The 26,334-nt window shown below is 38.4% G+C and carries 30 protein-coding genes and 1 other RNA gene; 7 read left to right on the forward strand and 24 right to left on the reverse strand.

Annotation, left to right across the window (positions count from 1 at the left end):
* Positions 1-439: 439 nt before the first annotated feature.
* The 3 genes from ABH966_RS21975 to ABH966_RS21985 all read right to left on the reverse strand — a co-directional run bounded on the left by ABH966_RS21975 (position 440) and on the right by ABH966_RS21985 (position 2,975).
* The gene (locus ABH966_RS21975) at positions 440-880 is read right to left on the reverse strand and encodes a CcdC protein domain-containing protein (RefSeq protein ID WP_370082155.1); all 441 of its coding nucleotides are present in this window, start codon (positions 878-880) and stop codon (positions 440-442) included.
* Positions 881-1,121: 241 nt separating this feature from the next.
* A complete protein-coding gene (locus ABH966_RS21980) occupies positions 1,122-2,126 on the reverse strand; it encodes a serine hydrolase domain-containing protein (RefSeq protein ID WP_370082157.1) in 1,005 nt (334 codons plus the stop codon).
* A gap of 24 nt (positions 2,127-2,150) precedes the next feature.
* Positions 2,151-2,975 (reverse strand): MerR family transcriptional regulator, encoded by an 825-nt coding sequence (locus tag ABH966_RS21985; RefSeq protein WP_370082159.1) that lies wholly within the window; start codon positions 2,973-2,975, stop codon positions 2,151-2,153.
* A gap of 184 nt (positions 2,976-3,159) precedes the next feature.
* Between ABH966_RS21985 and ABH966_RS21990 the strand changes: the two genes are divergently transcribed.
* Positions 3,160-3,756, forward strand: a complete 597-nt coding sequence (locus ABH966_RS21990) for a TetR/AcrR family transcriptional regulator (RefSeq protein ID WP_370082161.1) — start codon at positions 3,160-3,162, stop codon at positions 3,754-3,756.
* A 62-nt stretch (positions 3,757-3,818) separates the two neighbouring features.
* The gene (locus ABH966_RS21995) at positions 3,819-4,961 is read left to right on the forward strand and encodes an MFS transporter (RefSeq protein ID WP_370082163.1); all 1,143 of its coding nucleotides are present in this window, start codon (positions 3,819-3,821) and stop codon (positions 4,959-4,961) included.
* Positions 4,962-5,236: 275 nt separating this feature from the next.
* Here the strand turns inward: ABH966_RS21995 and mdh are convergent, their stop codons facing one another.
* From mdh to pduL, 5 genes are read right to left on the reverse strand one after another with little or no spacing between them, the layout of a single operon-like run.
* Positions 5,237-6,181 carry a malate dehydrogenase gene (gene mdh / locus ABH966_RS22000; RefSeq protein WP_370082165.1) on the reverse strand — a complete coding sequence of 315 codons (945 nt, stop codon included), beginning with the start codon at positions 6,179-6,181 and terminating at the stop codon, positions 5,237-5,239.
* Positions 6,178-6,540, reverse strand: a complete 363-nt coding sequence (locus ABH966_RS22005; protein WP_370082167.1) for a BMC domain-containing protein — start codon at positions 6,538-6,540, stop codon at positions 6,178-6,180. Before ABH966_RS22005 ends, mdh begins: the two co-directional genes overlap by 4 nt.
* A complete protein-coding gene (locus ABH966_RS22010) occupies positions 6,533-6,817 on the reverse strand; it encodes a EutN/CcmL family microcompartment protein (protein ID WP_132359031.1) in 285 nt (94 codons plus the stop codon). The genes ABH966_RS22005 and ABH966_RS22010 overlap by 8 nt, the downstream gene beginning before the upstream one ends.
* A 33-nt stretch (positions 6,818-6,850) precedes the next feature.
* Positions 6,851-7,717 carry a phosphate propanoyltransferase gene (locus tag ABH966_RS22015; RefSeq protein ID WP_370082169.1) on the reverse strand — a complete coding sequence of 289 codons (867 nt, stop codon included), beginning with the start codon at positions 7,715-7,717 and terminating at the stop codon, positions 6,851-6,853.
* Between the two features lie 12 nt (positions 7,718-7,729).
* On the reverse strand, positions 7,730-8,320 hold the full coding sequence (gene pduL / locus ABH966_RS22020) for a phosphate propanoyltransferase (protein WP_370082170.1): 591 nt from the start codon (positions 8,318-8,320) through the stop codon (positions 7,730-7,732).
* Between the two features lie 42 nt (positions 8,321-8,362).
* Between pduL and ABH966_RS22025 the strand changes: the two genes are divergently transcribed.
* The 5 genes from ABH966_RS22025 to ABH966_RS22045 are packed head-to-tail and all read left to right on the forward strand — an operon-like array spanning position 8,363 to position 9,399.
* Complete coding sequence (locus tag ABH966_RS22025; protein ID WP_370082171.1) at positions 8,363-8,683, forward strand: hypothetical protein; 321 nt, start codon at positions 8,363-8,365, stop codon at positions 8,681-8,683.
* The gene (locus tag ABH966_RS22030) at positions 8,680-8,886 is read left to right on the forward strand and encodes a hypothetical protein (protein ID WP_370082173.1); all 207 of its coding nucleotides are present in this window, start codon (positions 8,680-8,682) and stop codon (positions 8,884-8,886) included. Before ABH966_RS22025 ends, ABH966_RS22030 begins: the two co-directional genes overlap by 4 nt.
* Complete coding sequence (locus tag ABH966_RS22035; protein WP_370082175.1) at positions 8,883-9,053, forward strand: hypothetical protein; 171 nt, start codon at positions 8,883-8,885, stop codon at positions 9,051-9,053. Before ABH966_RS22030 ends, ABH966_RS22035 begins: the two co-directional genes overlap by 4 nt.
* Positions 9,050-9,256 carry a hypothetical protein gene (locus ABH966_RS22040; protein ID WP_370082177.1) on the forward strand — a complete coding sequence of 69 codons (207 nt, stop codon included), beginning with the start codon at positions 9,050-9,052 and terminating at the stop codon, positions 9,254-9,256. Before ABH966_RS22035 ends, ABH966_RS22040 begins: the two co-directional genes overlap by 4 nt.
* Complete coding sequence (locus tag ABH966_RS22045; protein ID WP_370082179.1) at positions 9,253-9,399, forward strand: hypothetical protein; 147 nt, start codon at positions 9,253-9,255, stop codon at positions 9,397-9,399. The genes ABH966_RS22040 and ABH966_RS22045 overlap by 4 nt, the downstream gene beginning before the upstream one ends.
* Positions 9,400-9,457: 58 nt before the next feature.
* Here ABH966_RS22045 and ABH966_RS22050 read toward each other — a convergent pair whose 3' ends face one another.
* The 16 genes from ABH966_RS22050 to gpsB all read right to left on the reverse strand — a co-directional run bounded on the left by ABH966_RS22050 (position 9,458) and on the right by gpsB (position 26,233).
* Positions 9,458-9,736, reverse strand: coding sequence for a BMC domain-containing protein (locus tag ABH966_RS22050; RefSeq protein ID WP_053482447.1), 279 nt, complete (start codon positions 9,734-9,736; stop codon positions 9,458-9,460).
* Positions 9,737-9,752: 16 nt separating this feature from the next.
* The gene (locus tag ABH966_RS22055) at positions 9,753-11,243 is read right to left on the reverse strand and encodes an aldehyde dehydrogenase family protein (protein WP_370082181.1); all 1,491 of its coding nucleotides are present in this window, start codon (positions 11,241-11,243) and stop codon (positions 9,753-9,755) included.
* Between the two features lie 15 nt (positions 11,244-11,258).
* Positions 11,259-11,909 (reverse strand): ethanolamine utilization microcompartment protein EutL, encoded by a 651-nt coding sequence (gene eutL, locus ABH966_RS22060; protein ID WP_370082183.1) that lies wholly within the window; start codon positions 11,907-11,909, stop codon positions 11,259-11,261.
* An 11-nt stretch (positions 11,910-11,920) separates the two neighbouring features.
* Complete coding sequence (gene eutC, locus ABH966_RS22065; protein ID WP_370082184.1) at positions 11,921-12,952, reverse strand: ethanolamine ammonia-lyase subunit EutC; 1,032 nt, start codon at positions 12,950-12,952, stop codon at positions 11,921-11,923.
* 9 nt (positions 12,953-12,961) lie between these two features.
* Positions 12,962-14,332 carry an ethanolamine ammonia-lyase subunit EutB gene (locus ABH966_RS22070; protein WP_370082186.1) on the reverse strand — a complete coding sequence of 457 codons (1,371 nt, stop codon included), beginning with the start codon at positions 14,330-14,332 and terminating at the stop codon, positions 12,962-12,964.
* 5 nt (positions 14,333-14,337) lie between these two features.
* Entirely contained in the window at positions 14,338-15,762 is a 1,425-nt protein-coding gene (locus ABH966_RS22075; RefSeq protein WP_370082188.1) for an ethanolamine ammonia-lyase reactivating factor EutA, read from the reverse strand.
* A gap of 20 nt (positions 15,763-15,782) precedes the next feature.
* A complete protein-coding gene (locus ABH966_RS22080; protein WP_370082190.1) occupies positions 15,783-16,280 on the reverse strand; it encodes a EutP/PduV family microcompartment system protein in 498 nt (165 codons plus the stop codon).
* 10 nt (positions 16,281-16,290) lie between these two features.
* Complete coding sequence (gene eutS, locus ABH966_RS22085) at positions 16,291-16,632, reverse strand: ethanolamine utilization microcompartment protein EutS (protein ID WP_053482454.1); 342 nt, start codon at positions 16,630-16,632, stop codon at positions 16,291-16,293.
* Positions 16,629-17,891, reverse strand: a complete 1,263-nt coding sequence (gene eutH / locus ABH966_RS22090) for an ethanolamine utilization protein EutH (RefSeq protein ID WP_370082192.1) — start codon at positions 17,889-17,891, stop codon at positions 16,629-16,631. Before eutH ends, eutS begins: the two co-directional genes overlap by 4 nt.
* Before the next feature lie 183 nt (positions 17,892-18,074).
* Positions 18,075-18,653 carry an ANTAR domain-containing response regulator gene (locus ABH966_RS22095; protein ID WP_370082194.1) on the reverse strand — a complete coding sequence of 193 codons (579 nt, stop codon included), beginning with the start codon at positions 18,651-18,653 and terminating at the stop codon, positions 18,075-18,077.
* Positions 18,646-20,076, reverse strand: coding sequence for a sensor histidine kinase (locus ABH966_RS22100; RefSeq protein ID WP_370082196.1), 1,431 nt, complete (start codon positions 20,074-20,076; stop codon positions 18,646-18,648). Before ABH966_RS22100 ends, ABH966_RS22095 begins: the two co-directional genes overlap by 8 nt.
* 256 nt (positions 20,077-20,332) lie before the next feature.
* Positions 20,333-22,240 carry an ATP-dependent DNA helicase gene (locus tag ABH966_RS22105; protein ID WP_370082198.1) on the reverse strand — a complete coding sequence of 636 codons (1,908 nt, stop codon included), beginning with the start codon at positions 22,238-22,240 and terminating at the stop codon, positions 20,333-20,335.
* Positions 22,241-22,325: 85 nt separating this feature from the next.
* A complete protein-coding gene (locus ABH966_RS22110; RefSeq protein WP_370082200.1) occupies positions 22,326-23,462 on the reverse strand; it encodes a THUMP domain-containing class I SAM-dependent RNA methyltransferase in 1,137 nt (378 codons plus the stop codon).
* A gap of 3 nt (positions 23,463-23,465) precedes the next feature.
* Positions 23,466-25,205, reverse strand: coding sequence for an EAL domain-containing protein (locus ABH966_RS22115; protein ID WP_370082202.1), 1,740 nt, complete (start codon positions 25,203-25,205; stop codon positions 23,466-23,468).
* Between the two features lie 293 nt (positions 25,206-25,498).
* Positions 25,499-25,879, reverse strand: an RNA gene (gene rnpB / locus ABH966_RS22120) — RNase P RNA component class B.
* Positions 25,880-25,939: 60 nt separating this feature from the next.
* A complete protein-coding gene (gene gpsB / locus ABH966_RS22125; protein WP_370082204.1) occupies positions 25,940-26,233 on the reverse strand; it encodes a cell division regulator GpsB in 294 nt (97 codons plus the stop codon).
* Positions 26,234-26,334: the final 101 nt, after the last annotated feature.

Here is a 26,334-nt window from a genome sequence, read left to right on the forward strand (position 1 = left end):
CTCCGCTTTGGTCACAAGGCTTTAGGAGTTAAAAGCAATTAACGTGGAGTTCGCACCAATCGCTTGATACGAAGGGTATTCTGTTATAAATCTATATTTCTATACATATTTGTATAGTTTTATCTAAATTTGTCACGACAGTTTAGTTACCCAATAAATCACACTTAATGCTTCTCCGTAGTGCTGCATTTTTTTTACATAATCAGTAAATTGTTGAACAGTCATACTTCATCCTCCTTTTCACGCTACTATTTTATCATATTTTCGAAAATTTTGTATATTATGGACTTTATAGTATTTTTATAGCAATAATAACTGTTCACAATTTTATATCTACAAAACTATTCTATTGCGAATGGCATATACAACCGCTTGTGTTCGATTCTCTGCACCAATTTTTTGTAAAAAGCGAAAGAACCATTTTAAATCCATATTTATTTCATCCCGTAAGTTGTTTGTATCTCATATAAATAATATACCGGCGAGCACATACACTACCAAGCGGTATAAACATAAGAGCATTCGTTAATGATATGACAGCATGCTCTTTTCCCCATTTTGCTGCAAGTAGACGCAAAAGAAGAATGCCAAGAAATAATATAACTCCAGCTACAGAGCTTTGTGTAGTTACGATTCCACTTTCATGATTAACACGAATTTTTTCTAATTTTCCTCTCCATATCCCGATACCTATGCCAATTATTAAACAAATGAAGTACAAGACAAAGCTTATCGGCGTTAATTTATCTGAATTTAAAACGGAAGTACACGTTATCCCAATTAACAAAATCGGTATTATCCACATTCGAGTTGGTCTAACTTTTTTCTCCCTTAACATAAGAAGAATAATGACTAAAAGGATAACCAAATAACTACTCATTTCTTTCCCTCTCTTTATTTAATAAATTCTTAATAAAAGTATAATTTAAAAGAAAAAAAACAGTCCATTTTTTAGATAATTTTTTGAACTACTGCCCTCTCAAAAAAACCTCCCCAGTTAGGAATGTAAATGACTTTAGCCGCATTTTTCATTTCTACTCGGAGAGGATTAACTTAATTGTAATAAGAAGTTGTTATTTGGATAACTCATATATCTTTCTCTTTTATGTACAGCATAAAATTTAAATTACCGCTGGGATTATATACTCTTTCATTAATGGCCATCTATCTCGTGGATTCATGATGAATTCTGAACTAATTGCCACAACCATATTCATCTTCGGTATACAACAAATCATATTGCCTCCATCCCCCATTGCTGAATATGTAGAAAGTCCATCTTCTTGTCGTAGCCACCATAAATAACCGTAATTATTATGGTTCATTTCCGTGGATTCACGAATCCATGTCTCTGAGAGAACTCTATTATCATCCCAAATGCCATTGTTTAAATAAAGGTAGCCAAATCGTGCCATATCACGAGTAGTTAATGTTAGCCCCCATCCACCTGTCGAATGACCGTATGGATCATGTACCCACCCCTTAACGTTTTTCCCGAATAAATCATCAAACCCATATGCGTTCATTTGATAGTCAGGAATTTCCTTCATGCCAAGCGGTGTAAACAAATGTTCATTAGCGAACGCTCGTGCACTCTTACCTGTACTTTCAGTAAGAATAGCTGACAATAAATGTGCGCCAGCTGTAGAATATTTAAATGCGCCTAAATCACCGTTTTTACCCATTATATCAAGTGTATATTTTATCCAATCCTGCTGTTGACATAGAACATCTAGTGGCTCATGCCAATCCTCAAATGGATATGGTACTGTCATCGTGAGAAGATGTCGTATAGTAATCTGTTGTTTCTGCTTATCAGCATCAGAAATATATTTAGGGAAAAAATCTAACACCTTTTCTTCAACGCTTTTAATATACCCTTTATCAATAGCGATGCCTATAAGCGCAGATAGTACACTTTTGGTAACAGAAGCTACATGGTGACATTCATCAGGACCTTTGCCGTTAAAATATTTTTCATAGGCTAAATGACCATTTCTAATAATTACAATGCCATTTATATTGTGATAATCACTTTTTACCATGTGCTCAAGCTTAGAAAGCTTTTCATTATTCATATATATGCTTTCAGGCTCTACCTTGTGCCAATTTATTGTTGTTTGCATAGGAATCTCCTAATGGTCGTTTTGTCATTTTTTCTTTACAGGAAAATATACCTCAGTAATATAATCTCCAGGGGAGTTTGCTTGATGTGGATCTGTTACATATATTTCATATGGCGGCAATATCAATTCATAACCCTCGTTTTCAATCCACTTCATCAAATTAGCATAGACAGATGTTAATTCGGGATATGCTCCCTTTAAAACGGATTTAGCACAGAGGCTACCAGGCAAATCTCTCGTTCCTTTGATAGACTCAGCTATTGGAATAGCGAACTCAGTATCATTACCAGTAGGATTAAATTCAGGGCTATGGTAAATTGTCATCGGCTTACCGAGTAAAGTGAGCTGCTCCTTCGCAATTTTTTCATATAACTTGCTAAAATAGGTACCGTATCCCGATGAATAGTCATCACTGCTCATTATTAGACGCTTAAAAAGGATATTTATTGGCTTTGTTTCAACCAGCTGTACTTCGATATCGTCAAGGTACGACATAATTGGTATACCCTTTTCTAAGTTTGCAATATCATGACTTAGTTGTTTAACAAGATATTCAAAAGCCTTTAGTTTTTCTTGAATTTCATTTTTCTTTTTGTTAAGGGCTGAACAAAGCATTTCTTCGGATTGATCCTCTTCTAATTCCATCATAGTTCTAATTTCTTCAAGGGAAAAACGATAGGATTTTAAACGGTTGATATAGAGCATCCTTTTTAGTTGTTCAATGGAATAATACCTATAACCGCTTTCAGCATTAATCACATCTGGATTAATTAATCCAATTTCATCGTAATATCGAAGTGTTTTTGTGGAGACACCACATATCTTCGAGAATTCTCCAATTGATAGCACAAAACCACCTCACTCTTTGATTTGTTACTTGCTACAATTCATTTATACACCTTTCCCTTAGGGCAAAGTCAATCAAGACTTATGCTTTACTACCTTTATCTTTAACTTTACTTGACTGAAAAATTTTATTGACCGTTTAGTACAAAAAAGATATTCTATTAATGTAAACGAGAGGTGGATAAATTTGACTAAACGAGGCAGACCCCGAGAGTTTGATTATTCCTCAATTGTAGATGTCGCTATGAAAACTTTTTGGATAAGAGGGTATGAGGGGTGTTCTACACAGGATTTATGCAATGATACTGGACTCGGGAAAGGTAGCTTATACAATACTTTTGGTAGTAAACATGAACTTTATAAACAAGTATTAGAACGTTACCATGAGTTTGGAATTAAGGAACAGCAGGAATTATTAAATGCTCCAATTCCATTGAAAGAGCGGTTTTGTAATTTTTTCGAATGGGCATTAAAGGAAGATTTTGAGAATATCGATCAAAAGGGTTGTTTATTAATTAATGCGAGTGTGGAAAGAGCTAAAAATGACGTAATGATTCAAGAAATTTTCTCACGGCATGTCGAGCTTCTTAAACTAGCTATTGAAAAAGTAATGGAGGAAGGATTACGAACTGGAGAAATTTCAAAAAAGCAAACAGCTGAGGAATTAGCTAGTCTATTTTTAAGCAGTTATTACGGGTTTCGTGTTCTTAATGTTTCGATGCAAAATCGGATGTTGTCTGAGCAAATTATGAATGGAACATTGGAATCTATTTTTGGCGCTTAGTGCGCTCTTTTTTAGCATCATTTTTGTACCAATCGTTACAATAATAAATTAGGAGTGTTTTTATGCCATCGATTATTTATTTACTAGCTCTAGCAATTTTTTGTATGACTACATCTGAATTTATGGTTGCAGGTATGATGAACGAGCTTGCTCTTGCATTTCAGGTTCCTATATCTTCAATCGGGTATTTAATTACAGCTTATGCAGGAGCAATGGTGATAGGAGGTCCCATTTTAACGGCAATTCTCTTAAGAATACGCAGTAAACAAGCTTTATTATTTTTAATGTTTGTATTTTTAATTGGCCAATCGCTCGGAGCTATCGCTTGGAACTATGATAGTATGATGGTTTCACGCATTATTACCGGTATTGCTTCATCTTCAGCATTTGGTGTTGCCATATCCTTTTCTGCAACATTGGTTCTTCCTAATTCAAGGGGAAAAGCTGCATCTATTGTTCTTGCAGGTTTAATGATCGCAACAGTCCTAGGCTTACCTATAACAACAGTTATCTCGCAAAATTTTGGCTGGCGTACGAGTTTTTGGTTTGTTTCTATTCTCGTACTAGTTTCCGGGATTATGATTCAATTGTTACTACCATCATCGCCAAACAAAGCACGTTTAAACTGGAAAGATGAGCTCATGCGCTTTAAAAATATTCATCTTTGGGCAGCGTACATAACAAGTATGTTTATTATAGGTGGTACGTTTGCAGCATTTAGTTATTTCACGCCAATCTTTACAAATATCACAGGCTTTTCAAGCGCAAGTATTCCCTATTTACTTGCTCTCTATGGTAGTGCAACAGTCATTGGGAATATAATGATTGGCAAATTTGCTGATAAGTATACAATGGAAACACTTTTGTGTGGATTGATTATTTTAATCGTAGCATTGTCTTTATTTGCTTTAGGAGCTGAGAATAAATATGTTGCAGTTATTACTACTGTTTTTATTGGCTTCACTGGAGTGGCAATGAATCCTGCTATGGTGGCGAGGGTGATGAAAACTGCTAATAATGGCACGATGATAAATACCATTCATAGTTCTTTTATTACGCTTGGTATTGTTATTGGTTCATCACTTGGCGGCCTAGGTATTAGTAAAGGATATGGCTATATATCACCACTGTGGATTGGCGTTGGTTTAGCTATCCTAGGATTACTATCATTATTCCCATATTTACATAAAAGGAAGGAAAATTAATGGGTACTGCATTACGTGCGTTCCGGTGGCTACCAAGCCGTTTTTCAGCAGGTGTGTCTAAACATTCACCCTATCTTAAATTGCTCAATTTGAGTTGTATATACCAAAGAAGCTCTCCTCATCGTTTTCACGATCAAGGAGAGCTTCTACTTTTATATAAATACGGGGAGTTTTACTAGCTTTCAAGTCCAATGTTAGGTTTCCAATCAAACATTTTTAAGGGCAAAAATTTATAACAACAGATATATAGTTGGGGATCCTACATATCAAAGAAGTTAAATGTTTTGACAAATTGTTAATACTTGTTTAACGGCTTCTGCCGATTGATGGAGCGCCGCTTTTTCTTCATTTGTCAGGTGCAATTCAATGACTGATTCAATACCATTGCCACCTAATATTGTCGGCACCCCTAAAAATAATTCGTGGTAACCATACTCTCCTTCTAGTAGGGCGATAGAAGGAATTATTTTACGTTGATCTTTCATGATGATTTCAACCATCTGTGCGCAGGCAGCAGCTGGTGCATAATAAGCACTGCCATTGCCTAATAAACCAACAATTTCTCCGCCACCTTTACGTGTACGTTCTACGATTTGCTGTAGTCTATCTTGAGGAATTAGTTTTTCTAATGGGATCCCTCCAGCATAGGAATATCGAATTAAAGGGACCATTTCGTCGCCATGTCCACCTAAGACGAATCCTGATACATCCTCTGGTGCAATTTGCAGTTCTTGTGCTACAAATGTATTAAAACGCGCTGTATCTAATACACCTGATTGACCGATGATACGATTTTTCGGAAAGCCTGTTTCCTTATAGCAGACATAGGTCATGGCATCGACTGGATTGCTTAATATAAGGACTATGCTGTTTGGAGCATAATGTTTTATTTGTCTAGATACTTGTTGAATAATTTTTGCATTCGTCGTCACTAAGTCATCTCGGCTCATTCCTGGTTTACGAGGAATACCGGCTGTAATAATGACAATATTTGCTCCAGCAATATCCTCATAATTGCTCGTTCCTTTAATAGAAACATTAAACTTTTCGATTGGTCCTGTTTGTAATAAATCCAGCGCCTTTCCTTTTGTCGGATTTTCCGCTTCTGGAATATCTAACAGGACAATATCTCCTAGCTCTTTTTGTGCCAAAAATAAGCTTAAAGTTGCACCAGTATGACCAGCACCGATGACAGCAATTTTACTTTTTCGAAATGTCATTTTGCCTCACCTCGATTGTCAGTGGCTGCTGTTTCCGTCGTTTTTTTAGCACGTGTTGCTGCTGGTGCCGGCTTTTTCTTCAGTGCTTCCGGTCCTTTAATCATCTGAAAAACATCTTCATCAGGTCTCGGAATTACGTGAGCGCCTAATAGTTCTCCAACGCGTTTAGCCGCCTCTTTTCCAGCATCAACAGCTGCTTGAACTGAACCAACATCACCTTTAACTACTACAGTAACGATGCCACCATCAACAAATTCTTGTTTGACGATGGTCACATCTGCCGCCTTTATCATCGCGTCTGCTGCCTCAAAAGAACCAACTAATCCTTTCGTCTCAATCATTCCAATTGCGCTACCCATTTTCCTCACCTCGCATCACTTCCGTAGAATCAATAATACCTATAACGACCGCATCGATAGGCAATGGATTTTCTTTCATAATATATCGGGATGATCCACCACTTGTAATGAGCACATCATCTCCAATTCCTGCCCCGATACGGTCAGCTGCTACAATTTCTGTACGAATCGGCTGTTGATTGGAATCGATTGGTTGAATAATTAATAATTTTAAGCCATTCAACCCTTCTTCTTTACGTGTTGCCCATACACTACCGATCACTCTGCCCATCTGCATGAACTTCACCTCTTTATCCCGTATGGACTATATTTACTCAGAGCGAATTGTTAACGTCTTATTCAGCTCTCGTATTTTGTCATACGCCAATGCTGTCACAATTGTTTTTTTAGGAACCACAATTTCCTGCGCCTCTATTTCAAGCACTTCTACTTGCGAAAGTAGTTTCTTATCAAATTGATAGCTTAATGGTTTTTCAGCCTGACTTACGACTGGCGAAAGTTCTTGAACATTCATTTGTCCCTTAGCTTGAGCATTGACAATTTCCGCAAATGCACCTTGCTGGATTAAACCGGCATTTGCCTCATCTGTATCGATATGCATCTCCAATCGATAACGCTCTGAAACGCGAATCATTACATTTGATAAAATAATCGGTCTTATACCTTCTACTTTAATTTGTACCGATTGTCCGTCCACTACTTGGAACTGAGCACTGTCAGTCGGTGACATATGAATATGTGCTTGTGCAATAATGAGTCCCTCATTTAGCACGACACTGCCCTTTGGACCAATAAGTGTAACGGGGCTAGAGCCTTTAATATCTCCTGATACCCTTAAAGGTGGCTTAACCCCTAATTTCATCGCGTCTGTCCAGCTAATTTCTACTTGAGATAATGAACGAGCAGGGCCTAAAATGCGTACTCGTTCAATAGATCCCTTCGGACCAGCAATAACAACTGTTTCCTCAGCAGCAAATTGTCCTGGCTGCGAAAGCTCAAACTTAGGTGTTAATTGATAGTTTTCACCAAAAAGCTGCTCCACTTCCGCTTGAGCAAGATGAACATGTCGTGCTGATACACCGACAGGGATCTTTCCGTCATGCTGAGAGGAAGGCTGATTTTTTAAAACTTGTTGTAATACTTCTTCAACAATTTCTTGGATTAAATTTTCCTGCATCTAACCTCCTCCTTATGTCAATGATCTAATAATTCTTCCTTGGGCTTGTTGTTCAATAAAGCCAGCATTTGCTTCATCTGTATCGATATGCATCTCTAAACTAAAATCGTTTGATACACGAACTACAACCCCTCGAAATGTCACAGGTCGCTCACTATCAACTTCAACAAATACTAATTCATTATTTTGAACGTCCAATGCTAACGCATCTTCTTCCGTCATATGAATATGTGCCTGTGCAATAATGACTCCCTGCTTAATGATAATTTCTTGTTCTTGATTGATTAATTTGATGCCAGCTGAACTTTCAATATCACCCGATTGTCTCAAAGGAGGGGTTAATCCTAATTTCATTGCATCTGTTCGACTAATTTCCACCTGTGTTGCCGCTCTTACAGGACCTAATACACGTACATTGTGAAGAATACCTTTTGGTCCCTCAATAGAGACACGCTCTTTAGCTGCAAACTGTCCTGGCTGCGAAAGATCAAAATCCTTCGTTAGCGCTGCATTCGGACCAAAAAGTGCCTGTAAATCTTCTTCACTGACATGTATATGACGAGCTGAAATGGCCACAGGAAATGTTTTTGTCGCTGTATTCAAGTTAGCCACCTCTATATCTATTTCGCTATATTGTTATAGGAAATGAAGCAGGATGAGACGCAATGTGTAACATCCTGCCCTTCCGTTTATGATGTTCTATCTGTCGGTTCGAGGATTCTTTCCGTCACCTCGGACCTTCTATCCGTCACTTTGATTTTTATCCATCGCTCCTGGGATTCTTTCCGTCGCTGCGGACCCTCTTTCCGTCACTTTGGCACTTCTTTCCGCCGCTTCGGCTTTTCTATCCGTCACTTCGTTGATTCTTTCCGTCGCTTCGGACCCTCTTTCCGTCACTTTGACTTATGTCCGTCACTCCTGGGATTCTTTCCGTCGCTTCGGCTTTTCTATCCGTCACTTCGTTGATTCTTTCCGTCGCTTCGGACCCTCTTTCCGTCGCTTTGACTTCCATCCGTCACTTCGGCACTTCTTTCCGTCGCTTCGGCTTTTCTATCCGTCACTTCGTTGATTCTTTCCATCGCTTCGGATCTTCTTTCCGTCGCTTTGACTTCCATCCGTCACTTCGGGGATTCTTTCCGTCGCTTCGGACCCTCTTTCCGTCGCTTTGACTTCCATCCGTCACTTCGGCACTTCTTTCCGTCGCTTCGGCTTTTCTATCCGTCACTTCGTTGATTCTTTCCATCGCTTCGGATCTTCTTTCCGTCGCTTTGACTTCCATCCGTCACTTCGGGGATTCTTTCCGTCGCTTCGGCTTTTCTATCCGTCACTTCGTTGATTCTTTCCGTCGCCTCGGACCTTCTATCCGTCGCTTTGACTTATATCCGTCACTCCTGGGATTCTTTCCGTCGCTTCGGCTTTTCTATCCGTCACTTCGTTGATTCTTTCCGTCGCTTCGGACCCTCTTTCCGTCGCTTTGACTTCCATCCGTCACTCCTGGGATTCTTTCCGTCTCCCCGGATCTTCTTTCCGTCGCTTTGACTTCCATCCGTCACCCCGGGGATTCCTTCCGTCGCTTCGGCTTTTCTATCCGTCACTTCGATGATTCTTTCCGTCGCTTCGGACCCTCTTTCCGTCGCTTTGACTACCTTCCGTCGCCTCGGATCTTCATTCCGTCGCTTTGACTTCTATCCGTCACTCCGACTTTTTCTTTCCGTCGCCCTTGTCTGGACAGAAATAAAATTAAGCTTCTGCTTTTGGTAAAATTAATTCTAATTCATGGTGTGGGCGTGGGATTACATGAACTGATAGAAGTTCTCCAACACGTTGGGCCGCTGCTGCACCTGCGTCTGTAGCTGCTTTTACTGCGCCGACATCACCACGAACTAATACAGTGACAATACCGCCACCAACATGTACTTTTCCTACTAAATTAACGCTAGCAGCCTTCACCATTGCATCTGCTGCTTCAATTGCTCCTACTAATCCTTTTGTTTCTACCATTCCTAATGCTGTACTCATTTGTCATTCCTCCAAATTATTTATTTTGTAATGTTATTTGTTTTAATACTTGATCAACAATTTGTTGAACTACTGCTGTATCCAAAGATGGATCTTGTGCCTTGATATTCTCTACTACTGGTTTTGCTAAAAATTCTGGTTTTGGCACTTCTACATCTTTAATGCCGTAAGCCATACGTTTAATATTCAATAAATGTCTCGCTGTAATGTTATCGGACGTAATATTGCCACCAAACGTACCACACCCTAATGTAAAGGATGGGGCCAATCCAGTAGTTCCACCAACAGCGCCGATGGATGATAATGTATTAACAACAATTCTAGACACCGGTAATTCAACTGAAAACTGCTCAGCTAAAGCTGTATTTTCTGTATGAATCGAGCATGTATGCCCGCGTCCACCTATGTTTAATAAATCAATCATCACCTGTTTTGCCTCTGTACTGTCCTCGACAGTGTATAACGCAAATATCGGTGATAGTTTTTCCAGTGAAAATGGAATGTTTTTGCCAATCATCGTTTCCATACCAACAAGTACTTTTGTATCTTCCGGCACGGTAATACCGATAGAATCAGCTAAGCAAGCTGCTGACTTACCTACAATTTGAGGATTTACCTTCCCAGGGATAGGAGAAATCAACTTCTCCATCTTCACCTTCTCTTCATCACTCAAAATATAAGCGTTGTTTTTCTTTAGCTCTGTTAAAACTTGTTCGGCAATGACTTTATCTACAATAATCGATTGTTCTGTAGCACAAATTGTACCGTTATCAAAAGACTTACTTTGGACAAGCTGGCGAACAGATTTGGATATATTCGCCGATTTTTCAATGTAAGCTGGCACATTTCCTGGTCCTACACCATAAGCAGGTTTGCCTGAACTATAGGCTGCTTTTACTAGTGCACCACCACCAGTCGCTAAAATTAAGTGAATATCTGGGTGCTTCATTAATTGCTGCGTAGCTTCCATAGAAGACATTGTTAAACAGTGTAGCAATCCTTCTGGTGCTCCTGCTTGTTCTGCAGCTACTCTACAAATCTCTAAAGCTTCCTTTGTACAATTAACCGCATATGGGTGTGGGCTTAGTACGAGACCATTTCTAGTTTTCAATGAGATAAGTGTTTTAAAGATTGCTGTTGATGTTGGATTTGTCGTTGGTACAATGCCCGCGATGACTCCAAACGGACTAGCAATCTCTGTCACTTTTTTCATTCGATCGACACCAACGACACCAACAGTCTTCAAATCTTTAATATCTTCATAGACATCTCTAGAGGCTACCTCATTTTTCATTTTTTTATGATTAGGTATGCCCATTCCTGTTTCTTGAACGGCCATATTTGCCAAACGTTCTGCCTCTTTAAATGCGGCATCTGCAACAGCCTTGATGATATGATCAACTTGCTGCTGTGAATACTGCATGTAAGCAGCCTGTGCCATATTGGCATGTCTCACGGCGTCTCTCATTTCTTGAATTGCTAATAAATCTTTATCTAGTGTGGCCACTAAAGCCCCTCCTTTCTAAACAACTGGGTTTCTCGCTAAAATTTCAATAGCTTCTCTAAAAGCATTAGCAGCAGCTTGGCAGGAAGATTGGCTACCACTTACTAAACCGCCACCGAAATTGGTTTCAGATGGTGGACCAAAGAAAACCTTTAACTCTACATCTGCCGCTTTTAATGCAGCATCTAAACCAACTACAGCCTCAAGTGGCGGTGCAATTAAATATGCAAGGGCTGTTCCAACCTTTACGTTTGCTAGCTCTGCCAAATACGTACCACAGCTCGCTACAGTATGTGCAAAAAGAGCGTGGCTTTCATTTTGAAGAATGGCTTCAAAATACGTATCAAACTGGATTTTCTGCTGAATCGCATCGAAACCACTGCGTATTTCATCAGGCGAGCTACCAGCAATGATGCCAATGACCTCACCAGATAATGGCCCAGATGCGTGTGCCGCTCCAGCATAGAAGCTTTTTGCATAAACAACATCAACATCTGCTTTTTTCGTAGCCTCGTCCAGCGCTACATATCCAACATCATCTATTGTTAGAGTTACGAGTCCAATGCTATTGTGATATGGCTTTAAATCTAATTGCTCTGCTAATTCATTATTCACTCTTGGAATGATTTGCATTGCCAAAATTTCTGCCATAATTTTTTGAGGATTCATTGTTTGGCCCCCTAACTTTCTTTTGCCACAAGACCTACTCCACTTGCCTTGTAATGCAATATTTTTTGAACGACTGTTCCTAAATATGCACCTGCCTCTAATGGCGGGATACCACCTTTATGAATATTCGAAACGACCATTCGATCTGCTTCTACAGTGCCCATTCTAGGTTGATAGCATATATAGGCACTCATTGACTCAGCAGATACAAGTCCTGGACGCTCACCTATTAAATAAACGATTACTTCTGCTTGTAAAAGCTCGCCAATTTCATCCATAAGAGCAACACGCCCTTTATCAATATAGAAAGTAGTTCCTATTTCAATATTTAAATTACTAAGACTTTGCTGTAACGCTAAGTAAACATCTTGCACATTTTCTTCAATCGCACTTGCACTTAATCCGTTAGAAATAATGATTTGTACCTTTGGGTTTTTTCTACACTTCGATTGAATAAGTGTCTTTGCTTCATCTGATAAACGACGACCTAAATCCGGTCTAGTAATGTATTCTTCCTTATCTGTCACTCTTGATGTTACTTGAAAGACATCGAGCTTTTGTAGTAGCCCTTCTGTCACTTCTCCATATACTGCATCTACTGCTGCCGCATGATCGAGTCGGAACTTTAGCCAAGTTTTTGTTTTAGGTCTTGTTCCAGCTCTGCCAACACCTATTCTTGCTGGTGTATGCTTTTTTGCAGCTTGAACACTTTCAGACACTTCATCCTCTTCAAATTTAAAAGCTGTGATAGGTACTGAAGTGTAAGTCGATTCATCATTACTTGCACTGTAATATGATTGTTCATGATTACTTGATTCAGTATGATAAAGTCTAATTAGTGGTTCATTAGATTGTTCTGTTACGCTCGGACTTGCTACTTCATCAGCATACTTAGCATTAGCTACTGTATCGTGAAACTTAATAAGTGGTTCCTTTTGGTCTTCTGTTAGCACTTCTATGTCATGAGAAGATTTGTCTAACGCATTATTGCCCATCTTTTCCATTACGAGCTGAGTAATCATCGATACTAGTTGGTCATTCAATTGACTCACCTACCTTTCAAATATAGATAAATCGCCAGCTCTTGCAGATAGACGACCATTTTCATAAATGCCCATTTTTTCTAACCACGCTAGATATTCAGGTGCTGGTTTTTTACCAAATGTTTGAAGTAATGTAGCGACATCATGGAAGCTCATGGACTGATAATTCAGCATGATATCGTCGCCCATAGGTGCAGCGATAATAAAATTGACACCAGCTGCTGTTAGTAAAACACTTAAATCTTCAACATCATTTTGGTCTGCCTTAATATGGTTCGTGTAACAAATATCAACGCCCATTGGGATGCCGTGCATTTTGCCCATAAAGTGATCTTCTAGTCCTGCACGTATAACCTGTTTGTTATTGTATAAATACTCGGGTCCAATAAAGCCAACAACCGTGTTCACAATATACGGATTAAAATGTCTAGCAAAGCCGTAATTGCGCGATTCAAGTGTTACTTGGTCAATACCCCTATGTGCCTCAGCAGATAGCTCCGAACCTTGTCCAGTTTCAAAATAGAATAAGTTCGGACCTATTCCTGTTCCTTGCTTTTTCACAAGCTCTTCTGCTTCTCTTATTAAGTCAGCAGAAATGCCGAACGAGCGATTGGCAATTTCCGTTCCAGCAATACTTTGGAAAATCATATCGGCTGGTGCCCCTTGTTTAATAGCTTTCATTTGTGTTGTAATATGTGCTAACACACAGTTTTGTGTAGGAATCGACCAATCATTGATAAATTCCTTTGTGGCTTGCAATACTTTTTTCACACTTTCAACTGAGTCATCTACTGGGTTAATTCCAATGACTGCATCGCCAATACCATAGGACAATCCTTCTTTTAATGAGGCAATAATCCCGTCAATATTGTCTGTTGGATGATTCGGCTGTAATCTTGAGGAAAGTGTGCCCTTTTGTCCGATCGTAATATTACAAGTTGACAGTATTTCTACTTTATTGGCAGCATGGACGAGATCTAAGTTAGACATTAGCTTAGTAACGGCCGCAATAATTTCTGAATTCATGCCCTTGCTTAAGCGTTTTAATTCCCGGTCGCCTGTTTCGTTGGATAAAATATATTCTCTTAGTTGCTCGATACTCCAGTTTTTAATTTCTCCATAAATTTGCTCATTGATATCACCTTCAATAATGCGTGATACTTCATCATTTTCAGAAGGAACTAATGGATTTTCTCTTATATCCTTCACTAACAGCTCACTGAGAACGGCCTTTGCCGCAATTCGTTGCTGTACAGATTCAGCCGCGATTCCAGCTAGCTGATCTCCTGATTTTTCTTCATTGGCCTTAGCCATTACATCTTTTAATGAATTAAAATTATATTTTTCTCCACCAAATATCACCGATAGATTCACATTCATCCTCCTTACTTTGAATGGAAAGCAAGTGTTTTTACAACGACTGGGACAACACCAGATGGTAGTACTTCCCCAATGTCAATATAATCACCTGTTTCTACTTTGATTTGATCGATGCAAATGATGGGAACTGTTTGATTGATTGCTCGTATCGTTTGCCCAATAACCTTTGCATAATCTGATTGAATGACTATGATAATTGGTATTTCCTTGGAGCTTCTCATAGCTAAGTGCTTCAAAATGGCCTCACATAATATATGGACATCCTGGAAGCTTAAATAGGGTAAATGACTAAAATAAAGTGCAAACGGAGAACGATTCTCCTGTATAGAAAAGAGAGCCTCAGCTCGTGCAACAGCTGTTTTCACCGCATAGTCGAATTCTTTGCTGTGCGTATCCATATGGCAATTGAAAACAGGCACATTTTTCAAAGGCAATACTTCCGCATCTACCTGAATCGTTGCACCACTAATCTCAGTTGTTTGCGTACCCGCACCAGTCACTGTTGCCCTCGCTGTTTCCTCTGGTTTTAACCATAAAAAGGATTGTAGCTGTTCATGCTGTAAAAGCTTTTTTGCCAATTTTTCACCGATATCATCATACTGTCGATTTATACATTCATTTTCATAAATACAGGCAGCTACCCCACCGGAAAAAACGATTGCATCAATTGGTTTATCCCAAGTTGGCAAATGTCCTAGCAATAAAGGATGCTGTTCTTCTGTTAATTGTCCGCTTAGCGTCATCGCTACTATATCCGCCATTTCTTGTATTAGTTGTATGACACGTACATCTTCTGCTGAATCACCAACCGTTAATGGCTTTGACCATTTCTCCATTAGTTTCATAATGGGTGGTGAAATCGATTGAACAATGCCATTCTGAAATTCTATAAGTCTTCCACCGACATGCAATGTACACGTACCCATTACTTCTCCGAATTGCATTACCGCAATATTTGCTGTACCACCACCGATATCGATGTTAGCGATAACTTTGGCAGTATTTTTAGATTGCTGTAATGTACCTGCGCCTTTTGCCGCAATAATCCCTTCCAAATCAGGTCCAGCAGTAGCAACTAAAAAGTGCCCGGCTGTATCTGCAATCGCATGAACAACCTCGCTGGCATTTTCCTTTGTGGCAGATTCGCCTGTTATGATAATGGCACCTGTTGAAATATCTGCCGGTGAAATGTGAGCCAATTGATATTGCTGAAAAATAAATTGCTCGATTTTTTCCATGTCGATAATTTCTTTATTGATAAACGGTGTTCTAATAATTGGACTTTGATGCAAAATCGTTTTTTCAATAATTTCTATGCGTGGCACATGCGTTACACCTGCAACGTTTTTCAACAGAAAACTACTGACAACCATCTTTGTTGTACTTGTACCAATATCAATGCCTGCACTATAAATTTTTTCTGTCTTCAATTTACTCTCCCCTCTCGCCACTACGGGCAATACATGAGATAAGGACTATCACGATCCTTCACAAATTGACGAATTTCTTCCTCAGTACTGAGCTGTATAAGTGGTGCAATAAATTTAATACCTAGCTTTTGCCACGAAGAGGTTTTCACAATAGGACCATGCGTCATGACATTTTGTAATAGCGATACTGCTCTTTCTACATCTGCAAGGGGTGCATCAATTTTTGTAATGACACCAATTTGTATTTTGGGAATTCCTAAGCTAAATTGCGGAGGAAAAACACTCTTTGATGAGGTGGCATCCTGCAAATAAATCACATGTGTCACTTCAAGCGATGTCGCCATAATGTTTCTGTAATACATCGGATTTTCTATATATTCTCCGGGTGTATCAACTATCCAGTCATCATAAACGAGCGCCTGTGTTTTATTGGCTTGTCTATCTTTCCCCAATAACGCATTCATCAGTGTCGACTTACCTGCTTGCACACCACCTATGATCATTACTCGATTTTTCATACAGCACATCCTATGACTTGGTTATTTTTGATGGCGTATAGCCTAGCATCTCTGATAGAAAACGATTAATCTCTAACATCGCCATTTCAACCTCGGAAACACTACCAACAATAACGAGACTGCCAGTAAAGCGATCTAAAAATCCTAGTCTTACATTGGCTGCCTTTGTTGCTAAATCTCCTGCGATAATAACTGTTTCACTCGGTGTACAAGTCATGATGCCTAGTGCACCGGCTTCTTGAATGCCGAGCTTTTGAAACATCTCAGGATCAGGATTTGCTATTAGATGACTCAATGTTAGTTGCTTTCCTGGCACAAACTCCTGAATAAAGCGTTTCTTTTCTTCACTCACACATCATCACTCCTTTCAAGATTTTTATCTGTTAAATATTCACCTTCTTTAATAATGCCTGCCTTGCGATCCTCTTGTTCTAGCCTTAGAGCTGTTGGAACAGATAATTTATAGGCTAAAATAATAGCGATCACACCCGCTAAAAACTTACCAGTAATAACAGGTAAAATAATTGTCGGCTGGAAATTAGCCGTAAACGATAAATGATCTCCTAGTAGGAATGCTGAACAAACACCAAAGGCAATGTTAATAACCTTATCTTTCGGCGGCATATGTCGAACGAGTGTAAACATGGCTAAAATATTGGCAATCGTCGCTAAAAGACCTGCGCTTCCTACTGATGATAAGCCTAATTTTCCACCTACTGCTTCTAGAGGTTTCGATGCATATTTTCTTATTAAGTACACCATTGGGAATGCACCCGATAACATAATACCGATATACCCTGCTGTTTCTAATGCCCGGAATTGATCGATTTCATCTGCCATGATCGGATCAAAGCCCCACGCACCAAAAATTTTGGTGAAAACACCTGTGAATATTTCTACAATCGAGAACACTAGCACAAGCTTGATAGCAGCATCCATCACGCGTCCAAAAATCATGAAACCTTTGATCATGCCATTCGGAATTAGTTTAAGACCTAGCGCAATTAACACTACGAAAATAAATAAAGGCAATAAATTAATTAATATTTGTAAAACAGAAATGGCAAACACGTATGTTGGTGCAGCTGTTGTACTAATCACTTCACGAACATCTGTATTAAACGTCACAATCATGATGGAAGAAATAAATGCTCCAATCGGAATTGTTAAAACACCTGCCATAATACCTAAAGCCATATATTTATGATCACGCTTATCTAACATGGCAAGTCCCATCGGAATAGAGAACACGATTGTTGCGCCTGACATAAATCCGACAACTAGAGCCATAACCCATCCTTCATAAGACTCTTTTAACGCATTCGCTAATTGGTATCCTCCCATGTCCGAGGCTAAAATTGTCGTTGCTGCAATTGCTGGATCTGCACCAATCAATTCAAAAATCGGACTAATAAAATGACTTATAAACCACGTTAAGTAAGGTATAGCAGCCATGATCCCTGCAGCAGGTACAAAAATATGTCCAACCGTATGAATACCATTCATAAACTCTTTCCCGATTCCATATTCAGCATCTCGAATTGCTCCGATTGCCCCTAAAACTGCACAGGTCATAATAATATAAACGATCACCGTTCCTACCATTGCCATCCTACTCATCCCCCCTTTAATTTTTCTATTTATCAATTCCGCCTTGGCGTAATTGTTGCTGTCACTGCGCTTTCGCACAGAAAACACTTGTGGCTGGCGCTTTGTTTTCGCCACAGAAAACATCTCTGAATGAAGATAAAAAAAGACGCATTAAAGAGGAATTCTCTTTAAAGCGTCTTTGCTTTAACTATTTACTTGTAATGTATTGATAATGCGCCTTGCAATAAGCGCCATTTCCTGTTGAGTCTGCATACTCTCATTGCGAATTTTTTTATAAGCTTCGTCCTCGCTAAGGTTCTCTGACTGCATTAGCAAACCTTTTGCTCGTTCGATTATTTTTCGCTTTTCTAATTCTGTTTGTTTATGCAGCAATTCCCCGTTTAGACGGTTGAACTTATCAATCTGATGAAATGCCACTTCCAACGCCGGAAGGACATTCCTCTCAGAAAACGGTTTCATAACATAGCCTAAAATATTGTCCTGCTTCATATACAGTAACAATTCTTTTTCACTATAAGCTGATATAAATAGCACCGGTATACCGAGCTGCTGTTCAATAATTTTGCTTGCCTTCAAACCATCTAGCTTTGGCATTTTAATGTCCATTAAGATTAACTGTGGCTTATGTGTAAAAGCCAACTCAATTGCCGATTCTCCATTATTCGCTTGTGCTACCACTTCGTAGCCGTTATCTTCTAGCATAAACTTCAAATCAATGGCAATAAGTGACTCATCTTCGACAATCATAACTTTCCTAGTCATTTAGGATAAATACCTCCTCACTTACAGGGAACTGAATTTGAGTATGTGTACCTTGTTCACTAGGGATAATTGAAAATGTGCCAGCTAAATCATATTCAACAAGCCTTGTAATAATCTCCATTCCAAATGATGCCTTCACCTCTTGCATTCCAACGCCATTGTCAGAAATATAAAGTGAAATAGTGGAAGCATCCTGTTGAAATTGAATATTGATTGTACCCTCCTCACGACCAGTAAAAGCATATTTCAGTGCATTTTGCAGTAGCTCACAAATGATTAACGCGAGCGAAACAGCTTTTTTAGAATGACAAAATAACTGTACATTATCATCATGAAAAGTCAACTGAATAGATGGTGTGTTGGATGTCCCAACCATTTTATGTCCAATTTTTTTAGCCAACGCGATAACGTCTACTTTCTCTTCAGCGTTATCCTCATTTTCTAAAATAAGTTCATAAACTGATGAAATACTATATATTCGATTTAACGCCTCTTGAAAAGCACTTGCACTTGAAGCTGACAAGTCATTTCGCATTTGCAAGCGCAATAGACTTGTAACTGTCTGTAAATTATTTTTCACTCGGTGGTGAATTTCTCGTATAGCAAATGTTTTCATCATTAGTTCATTTTCTTTTAGCTTAAGCTCTGTAAGATCATGAATAATGAGGAGTGTCACTCTATCGTTTTGATCACGAATAGGAATTTTCTTTACAATAAAGGATTTACGATCAATCGTAATTTCTAAGAAAAAGACATCATCGCCTTTATCATAGACCTCCTGTAAAAAAGGTAAAATCTTATTCAATGCAACGTTGTCAAAACGTTCTAGCCCTGTTAGTTCCGATATAAATCGGTAACCCGCAGGATTGCTATAGATCACTTTATTTTCATGATTTGTGAGAATAATTGATTCAACTAGCAAATCAGAAACTACTGGAATCGGTTGAGAATTTGGCTCTACAATATGCTCAATTAATGCAAAAGGCATATGACGAAAATCATCTTTAGGTGTTGTTTGCATTTCCACCTTTTTTTCCTGGATTAACACTGCAATAACCTGTTGGTGGTTATTAAAGAGAGGGACAACGTTTTGTTCAACCGTTATACCTTCCTGTGTGATTGCTCTAGTAATTGATGATTTTTCTTTATTTTTAAAAGCAGCAAATACTGCTGGCTCGAAGCTTTCAAAGACAAATTTGCCAATTACAGATTTTTCGTATAAGCCTCTTTCTGTTTTTGGGAAAGCTTCTGCCACAACAATTGCATGTGGTAAGTTTTCCAGCATGCAATCTATGAACATATAACAATCTGTCAACTCAGCATAATACGATAATGTAGCTTCTATTTCTATTAACTTTTCTACATCTGTTGCAGATAAGCTCGTAAATTTTTGGCACAGCGATTGAATGTTCGACAGGCTCAAACCCCCTATCATAGAATAATCAAAAATTAACGTTGATTATTCTTGAAATTTCTTGTCATCATTATAAACCTTTTGCAAAATTATTTTCAATATAAAAAATAATTTATTTTAATAATTTTCGTTACATTACAAAGAACTATATAGCTTAAAAGAGAAATATTCAACACTTTTTTCAATCTCATCATTATCTCACGATAAAAATATTATATTAATATATAAAAAAGCGAGATTGCAACAGATGCAAACTCGCTTTTTTCTACTTTATTTCTGGTGTAACGGCTAATATATTTTCAAATGTTTCACGTTGCTTTGCTTCTTCTTCATTTAACAAGATATGAATATCTCCATGGTCGTTTGAAGTACGAATTAAACGCCCCATTCCTTGCTGTAAACGAAGTTGCATAAACGGTAATTCCACTTCTTCATATGGATTTTCTGCAAATGTACGTTTCGCATCAAATAATGGATCATGTGGTGGGAAAGGCAAATCATAAATAATAACTCGTGTTAATGCCTCCTCCGGCAAATCTAGACCTTCCCATAAATGATAGGAGCATAATGTTTTGATGGTGCCTTCTTGGAAATCACGAACAATTCCTGATAGTTCACGGTCCCCCTCAAACGCTACATACATCCGTTCCATAAGAGGTAACTCTGCTTTGAAATCTAACATTGCTTGTTTTGATTTAAACAAAATTAATGTTTTTTCACCGTCACGTAATAGCTGTTGAACACGCGCCGTTTTCCCCTTTTGAGATAGCTCATGTAAATAAATTCGCATAACTTCTTCATAATCGAATGGAGATGGAACAGAAAACGATTGATAATCGCGAATTCCTAAGCTATAAGCAATATAGGAGAAATCTTTGTTGACTGATAAAGTTGCTGAAGAGAATATTATTGGAAGTTTTTTAGAGAATAATTTTTCTTCTAAAACTTCTGTGATGAGACGCGGCATAATTACGAGCGTTTCCTCTCCATCAGTTTCCTCTAACCAATCGACTGCATCTCCCTGCGCTATGAAAATACGTAAGGATGCCTCGTATTGTTCTAAATACTCCTCTGCCATATTTAATTCATACTCTGGAATCATATACATTTCAGATTCAAAGACAAGTTCCTCGAGTAATGTTTCAACATCAGCAATAAGTTGTTTACCGTATTTCAATAAATTTGGCGATTTATTAATACGTTTACGCTCTTCTTCAGAAGCTACTAGATCATCTCGTAGCTGGTCAAAAAATAACTCATGGTCATCTTGTAATTTTTCCATCGCATATAATGTACGTTCTCGCACACCATCTACCATTAAACGCTCTAACAATGTAACAATTGTTGTCGCCTGTACTTTATACGTCATTGCTTTTTGTGCGGCATATTCTAATAAATGGCCTTCATCTAGCACCATCATTGACACTTCAGGTAATAAAGCTAATTGCCCTTCACGTTCACGAGAATCCTTTGTAGCTAAATGCTCCATTAAAAAATCTTGTGAACAAATAATGAGATCCGCCGATTTACGATAATGTGCACGATGTAATGTTTGACCACATCGATTACGTAGGTCACATACTGAACACTGCATAATCGAGTTGTAGTTTACTTTTTGCCAATCTTCATCACTGACAGTTGGATAATCACTACGTTCACCATAAGGTTGTATAGCAATCATCGAGCCTTGTGCATATACTCCATCAGGTATAGAAAACGCAATATCGTCGATCCATTCATCGGACACTACTTTTTCAGCTTCCTCAAAACGCTTTAAACATAAATATTGGTCTCGTGACTTTGCTAAGCGAACATCAATTTCAAGACCTAACGTTTTTTGTAGCTTATAAATATCGCCGCCCTCTTTTACTAGCTGATCGATTAAGGTTTCATCAGCACATGCGATCAGAGCTGGTTTTCCAGTATAGCGTGCATAAGATACTGCAGGTAGTAAATAGGCAATTGTTTTCCCAGTCCCTACACCTGCCTCTGCAAAAAGCACGTTTTTCTCTTTTAAGGCCTGCTCAATTTGATATGCCATAAAAATTTGTTCATCACGGCATTCAAAGCCCTTTTCAGGTAATTCATCGTAAAGGACGTCCCCCATCCAGTCACCTAATGACTCAAAAAATGAGCGGTCCTTCGTTAATACAAATGGTAAAGATTTACGCAATTGACGTTCCCCCTCTAACTATCTGTTCCTATTATACGCGACGAAACGGAAGATAAGAAAAATTCTTATCTTCCGTTACCGTTTGTTAATCTCTTTTAGACTTTTGTCCCCAGAACTGGTAATAATTCGTTTCAATAAAGCCATTGAATAATTTACGCTTCTTCGTCGATTGACGACCGTACAATTCCTCAAAGTTTTTCATTGAAGACAACATGTATACAGACCAAGTCGGATAGTTTTTCATAACTTTTCCTAAATCACGAATTACCTGTTCCACGACTTCGATGTCGCCAATACGCTCTCCATATGGTGGATTACCAATCATAACACCATCTGTTAGCAGTGTTGTAAAATCACGTGCTTGCATTTGCTTGAACGTCATCATATCACCAAAACCTGCTTCTAGTGCATTTTCTTGTGCAATACTCACCATACGATGATCTATATCAGACCCGATAATTTCTAATGGCTGATCATAGTTCGCTAAGCTATCCGCTTCATCTCGCACTGCATCCCAAATTATTGCCTTCATCCATGGCCAATTCTCTGAAATAAATTCACGATTATAGCCCGGTGCAATATTTTGTCCAAACATTGCTGCTTCTAATGCAATTGTACCTGAACCGCAGAATGGATCAACAAATGGTCGATTCGGATTCCACTTTGAAATTTGTACGAGTGCCGCTGCTAATGTTTCTTTTAATGGTGCTTCGCCCTGTGCTTGACGATAACCACGCTTATGCAAGCCCGCACCAGAAGTATCAATAGTAAGTGTAGCCACATCTTTTAAAATTGAAACTTCAATTTTATAAGTTGCACCAGATTCATCTAAAAATCCTAAACGCTTATAATGTTGTTTCATGCGCTCTACAATTGCTTTTTTAGTAATTGCCTGACAATCGGGTACACTAAATAATTTGGATTTAACAGATTTCCCCGATACTGGGAAAGCCGCATCAACTGGTAAGTATTTTTCCCAAGGTAGAGCTTTTACACTTTCAAATAACTGTTCAAAAGATTTAGCAGGAAACTGTCCTACAACGATTTTTACTCGGTCAGCTACACGTAGCCATAAGTTTGTTCGTGCAATGGCCGTCTCGTCACCTTCAAAATACACTTTACCGTTATCGACTGTTGTTTCATAACCTAATGCCTGTACCTCTTGTGCTACAATCGACTCTAATCCCATTGCAGCAGTTGCTACTAATTTATAGTTTGCCATACACTAATTCCTTCCTTGATGTTCAATTTCCCAATACTCCATAAACTCAATAAGTTCGTGAAGTGGCAACGGTTTGCTGTAATAATAACCTTGAATTATATCACAGTTCATTTTACGTAGTATATCCACTTGTTGTGCTTGTTCTACACCTTCAGCAACAACTTTCATTTTTAGGCGATGCGACATTTGAATTATCGCATCCACTACTGCCTGTTTTTCATCGAGTGAGCCAATATGCTGAATGAAGCTGCGATCGATTTTTAAATAATCAAGGGGGAAGCGAACTAAATAACTAAGAGACGAATAACCTGTCCCAAAATCATCAATAGAAATTTTAAAGCCCATTTTCTTCAGTTGCACAAGCTTGCTAACCGTTTCATTGGCACTGTTCATCACAGTACGTTCTGTAACTTCGATTTCAAAATTGTTAGCAGGTGTGTTATAACGCTCTAATATTGACTGAACAGAGTCTAAAAAGTTTTGTTGCTTAAAGTGAATGCTTGAAATATTAATAGCAACTGGCGTTTTGTAGCCACCTTGACGCATCTCTATAACTGCCTCACAAGCTTTTTCTATGATTACTTCACTTAAAGGAATGATTAATCCTGTTTCCTCTGCATAAGGAATAAATTCTGCTGGAGAGACAAATCCTAATCTTTCACTATTCCAACGAACAAGTGCCTCTAATCCTTGAATCTCTTCATTTTCCATAGATATTTTAGGTTGGAAATGCAGCTCAAATTCTCGGTTTTCGATGGCTCTTCGTAGTTCTGAATCTAATAATAAAACACGCTGAGAGTCAGTCTTCAATTCATCAAAATAAAACGCATAGTCGTTAAGCCCATTCTTTTTTGAATAAGTCATTGCCTTGTCAGCGCAATGAATCAATTGCTCCGTTGCTTCACCATCTAATGGATACATACTGATACCAATACTCGTAGAAATAAAAATATCTTGACCATTAATATCCAAAGGCTGTTCAATAATCCCAATAATTTGTTCAGCAAAATTTGCGGCTTCTTTAGCATTCTTCACGTTTGTTAACGTAATAATAAATTCGTCACCGCCATATCTAGCAATGATATCTTTATTTTTTAACAATGTTTTTAAGCGTTTCGCCACTTCGACTAGAATGGTATCTCCGACTGCATGACCTAACGTATCATTAATTTGCTTAAATCGATCTAAATCTAAAAAATAGACTGCATGCTGTACTGAATGAGAAATAGTAGAAGTTGATTCTAATAGATTATCCATTCTTTCAATATATGCAAATCGATTTGATACTTCCGTTAATGAGTCAGTTAATAAACGCTTTTCTAGTTCATTTTCTACTATTTTTCTTTCAGACAAATCTGAGAAAATACCACAGTAATTTGTAATTTCTCCCTCATCATTGGCTACACCAACAATTGTTAACCATTCTGGATATACGTCTCCGGTTTTACGGCGATTCCATATTTCCCCCTGCCAATTGCCTTCTTGTCGTATCTTTTGCCACATATCTAAATAGAATTGCAATTCATGAACACCTGACTGTAGAACGGCTGGCGTTTTTCCAATCACTTCATTACGCTTATAGCCGGTAACAAATTCAAATGCAGGATTGACCAATTCTATTCTTTTCTCTTTATCCGTAATCATGATGCCTTCCGATACATTTTCGAAGATTTTTGTCATTAATGCAGTAGGATATTTGGAAATCGAATTTAGCTTCTCCAGACTATCGTTCACACCGTTCATGTTTCTGCTCCATCCTATCTCTCTTTACTACCCTCATTTTTTAGAAAAGCGCTTTTGCGCCAGTCTACTCGTATGTAGACAATATGTACATCGTTGCGATAACAGTTTATTAGATGTTTATGTTTCGAATCGTAGCGACAGAGGCATGACCAACAGTGTACAGCCTTATTCTCAAACGTATATCGCGCATGCCTAGACATGATTAACAAGTAACTTTTTCTTACTTTATTCAAAAGAAAAGCTCTCCACCAAATTGGAGAGCGCTTGTCATTTCATAAATAAGCATCAAAAAATTCCATAAGCCATGTTTTGTTCCCGAGTACTCAAACAGCTATCGCCTCGTACGGCCGGGTAGTAATCATCTATCTACAGAGCGAACTCTGTCCCTCTATCCGTTCAATTCCTTCAAGAGAGTGCCCCTACCATAATTTGGGTTTCTCACTCGTGGGGTTTACCTCGTTCCACCTTGCATGTTTCCAAGCAAGCTACGTCACTGTGGCACTTTCAGGAAGTTTCAACCATATCATTAAGACTTAGGTTTTCCTTCCGCCGTCAGCCTTTACAGCTGCCTTACCTTATTTTTTCAGTAAGCACGAACACTACGGTCATCTCAGAACCGTGCGAGCATGGACTTTCCTCTACGACGTCTAGCGCCGCAGCGATTACCAGAATTTCATGATGATAAAAAGATTATACTAGAGTTTTATGATAAATACAATATATTTGACAAAAAATTATTCGTACAACTTACTTCCGAATACGTGTTTCTCTAAATTCGAAAGACGTTTTAAAATATCAAAGTTTGTCGTACCAGTAGCCGATGCGACAGGTTGTCTCTTAGGAGTATTATCAATTTCTTCTTTTAACTGTTTATTTTCTTCACGAAGTTGGGCCACCACTTTTTCAAACGCTTCATAGTCTTGTATTATCTCATCAAGAAATGAATCGACTTCTTCTACATTGTAGCCTTTAAAATTTTTCTTAAATTCCTTTTCAAGGATCATTTTTGACGTTAATTTAATATCCATTCACATCGCCCTTCCTCACACTACATGCGTTACATTATAGCATACTTCATCACATTATATCGTCTGAAAACATCAAATGTAAGGCTAAACTTGTCGTTTCT

It is taken from the genome of Lysinibacillus sp. RC46, from assembly GCF_041262385.1.
Classification (GTDB): Bacteria; Bacillota; Bacilli; order Bacillales_A; family Planococcaceae; genus Lysinibacillus.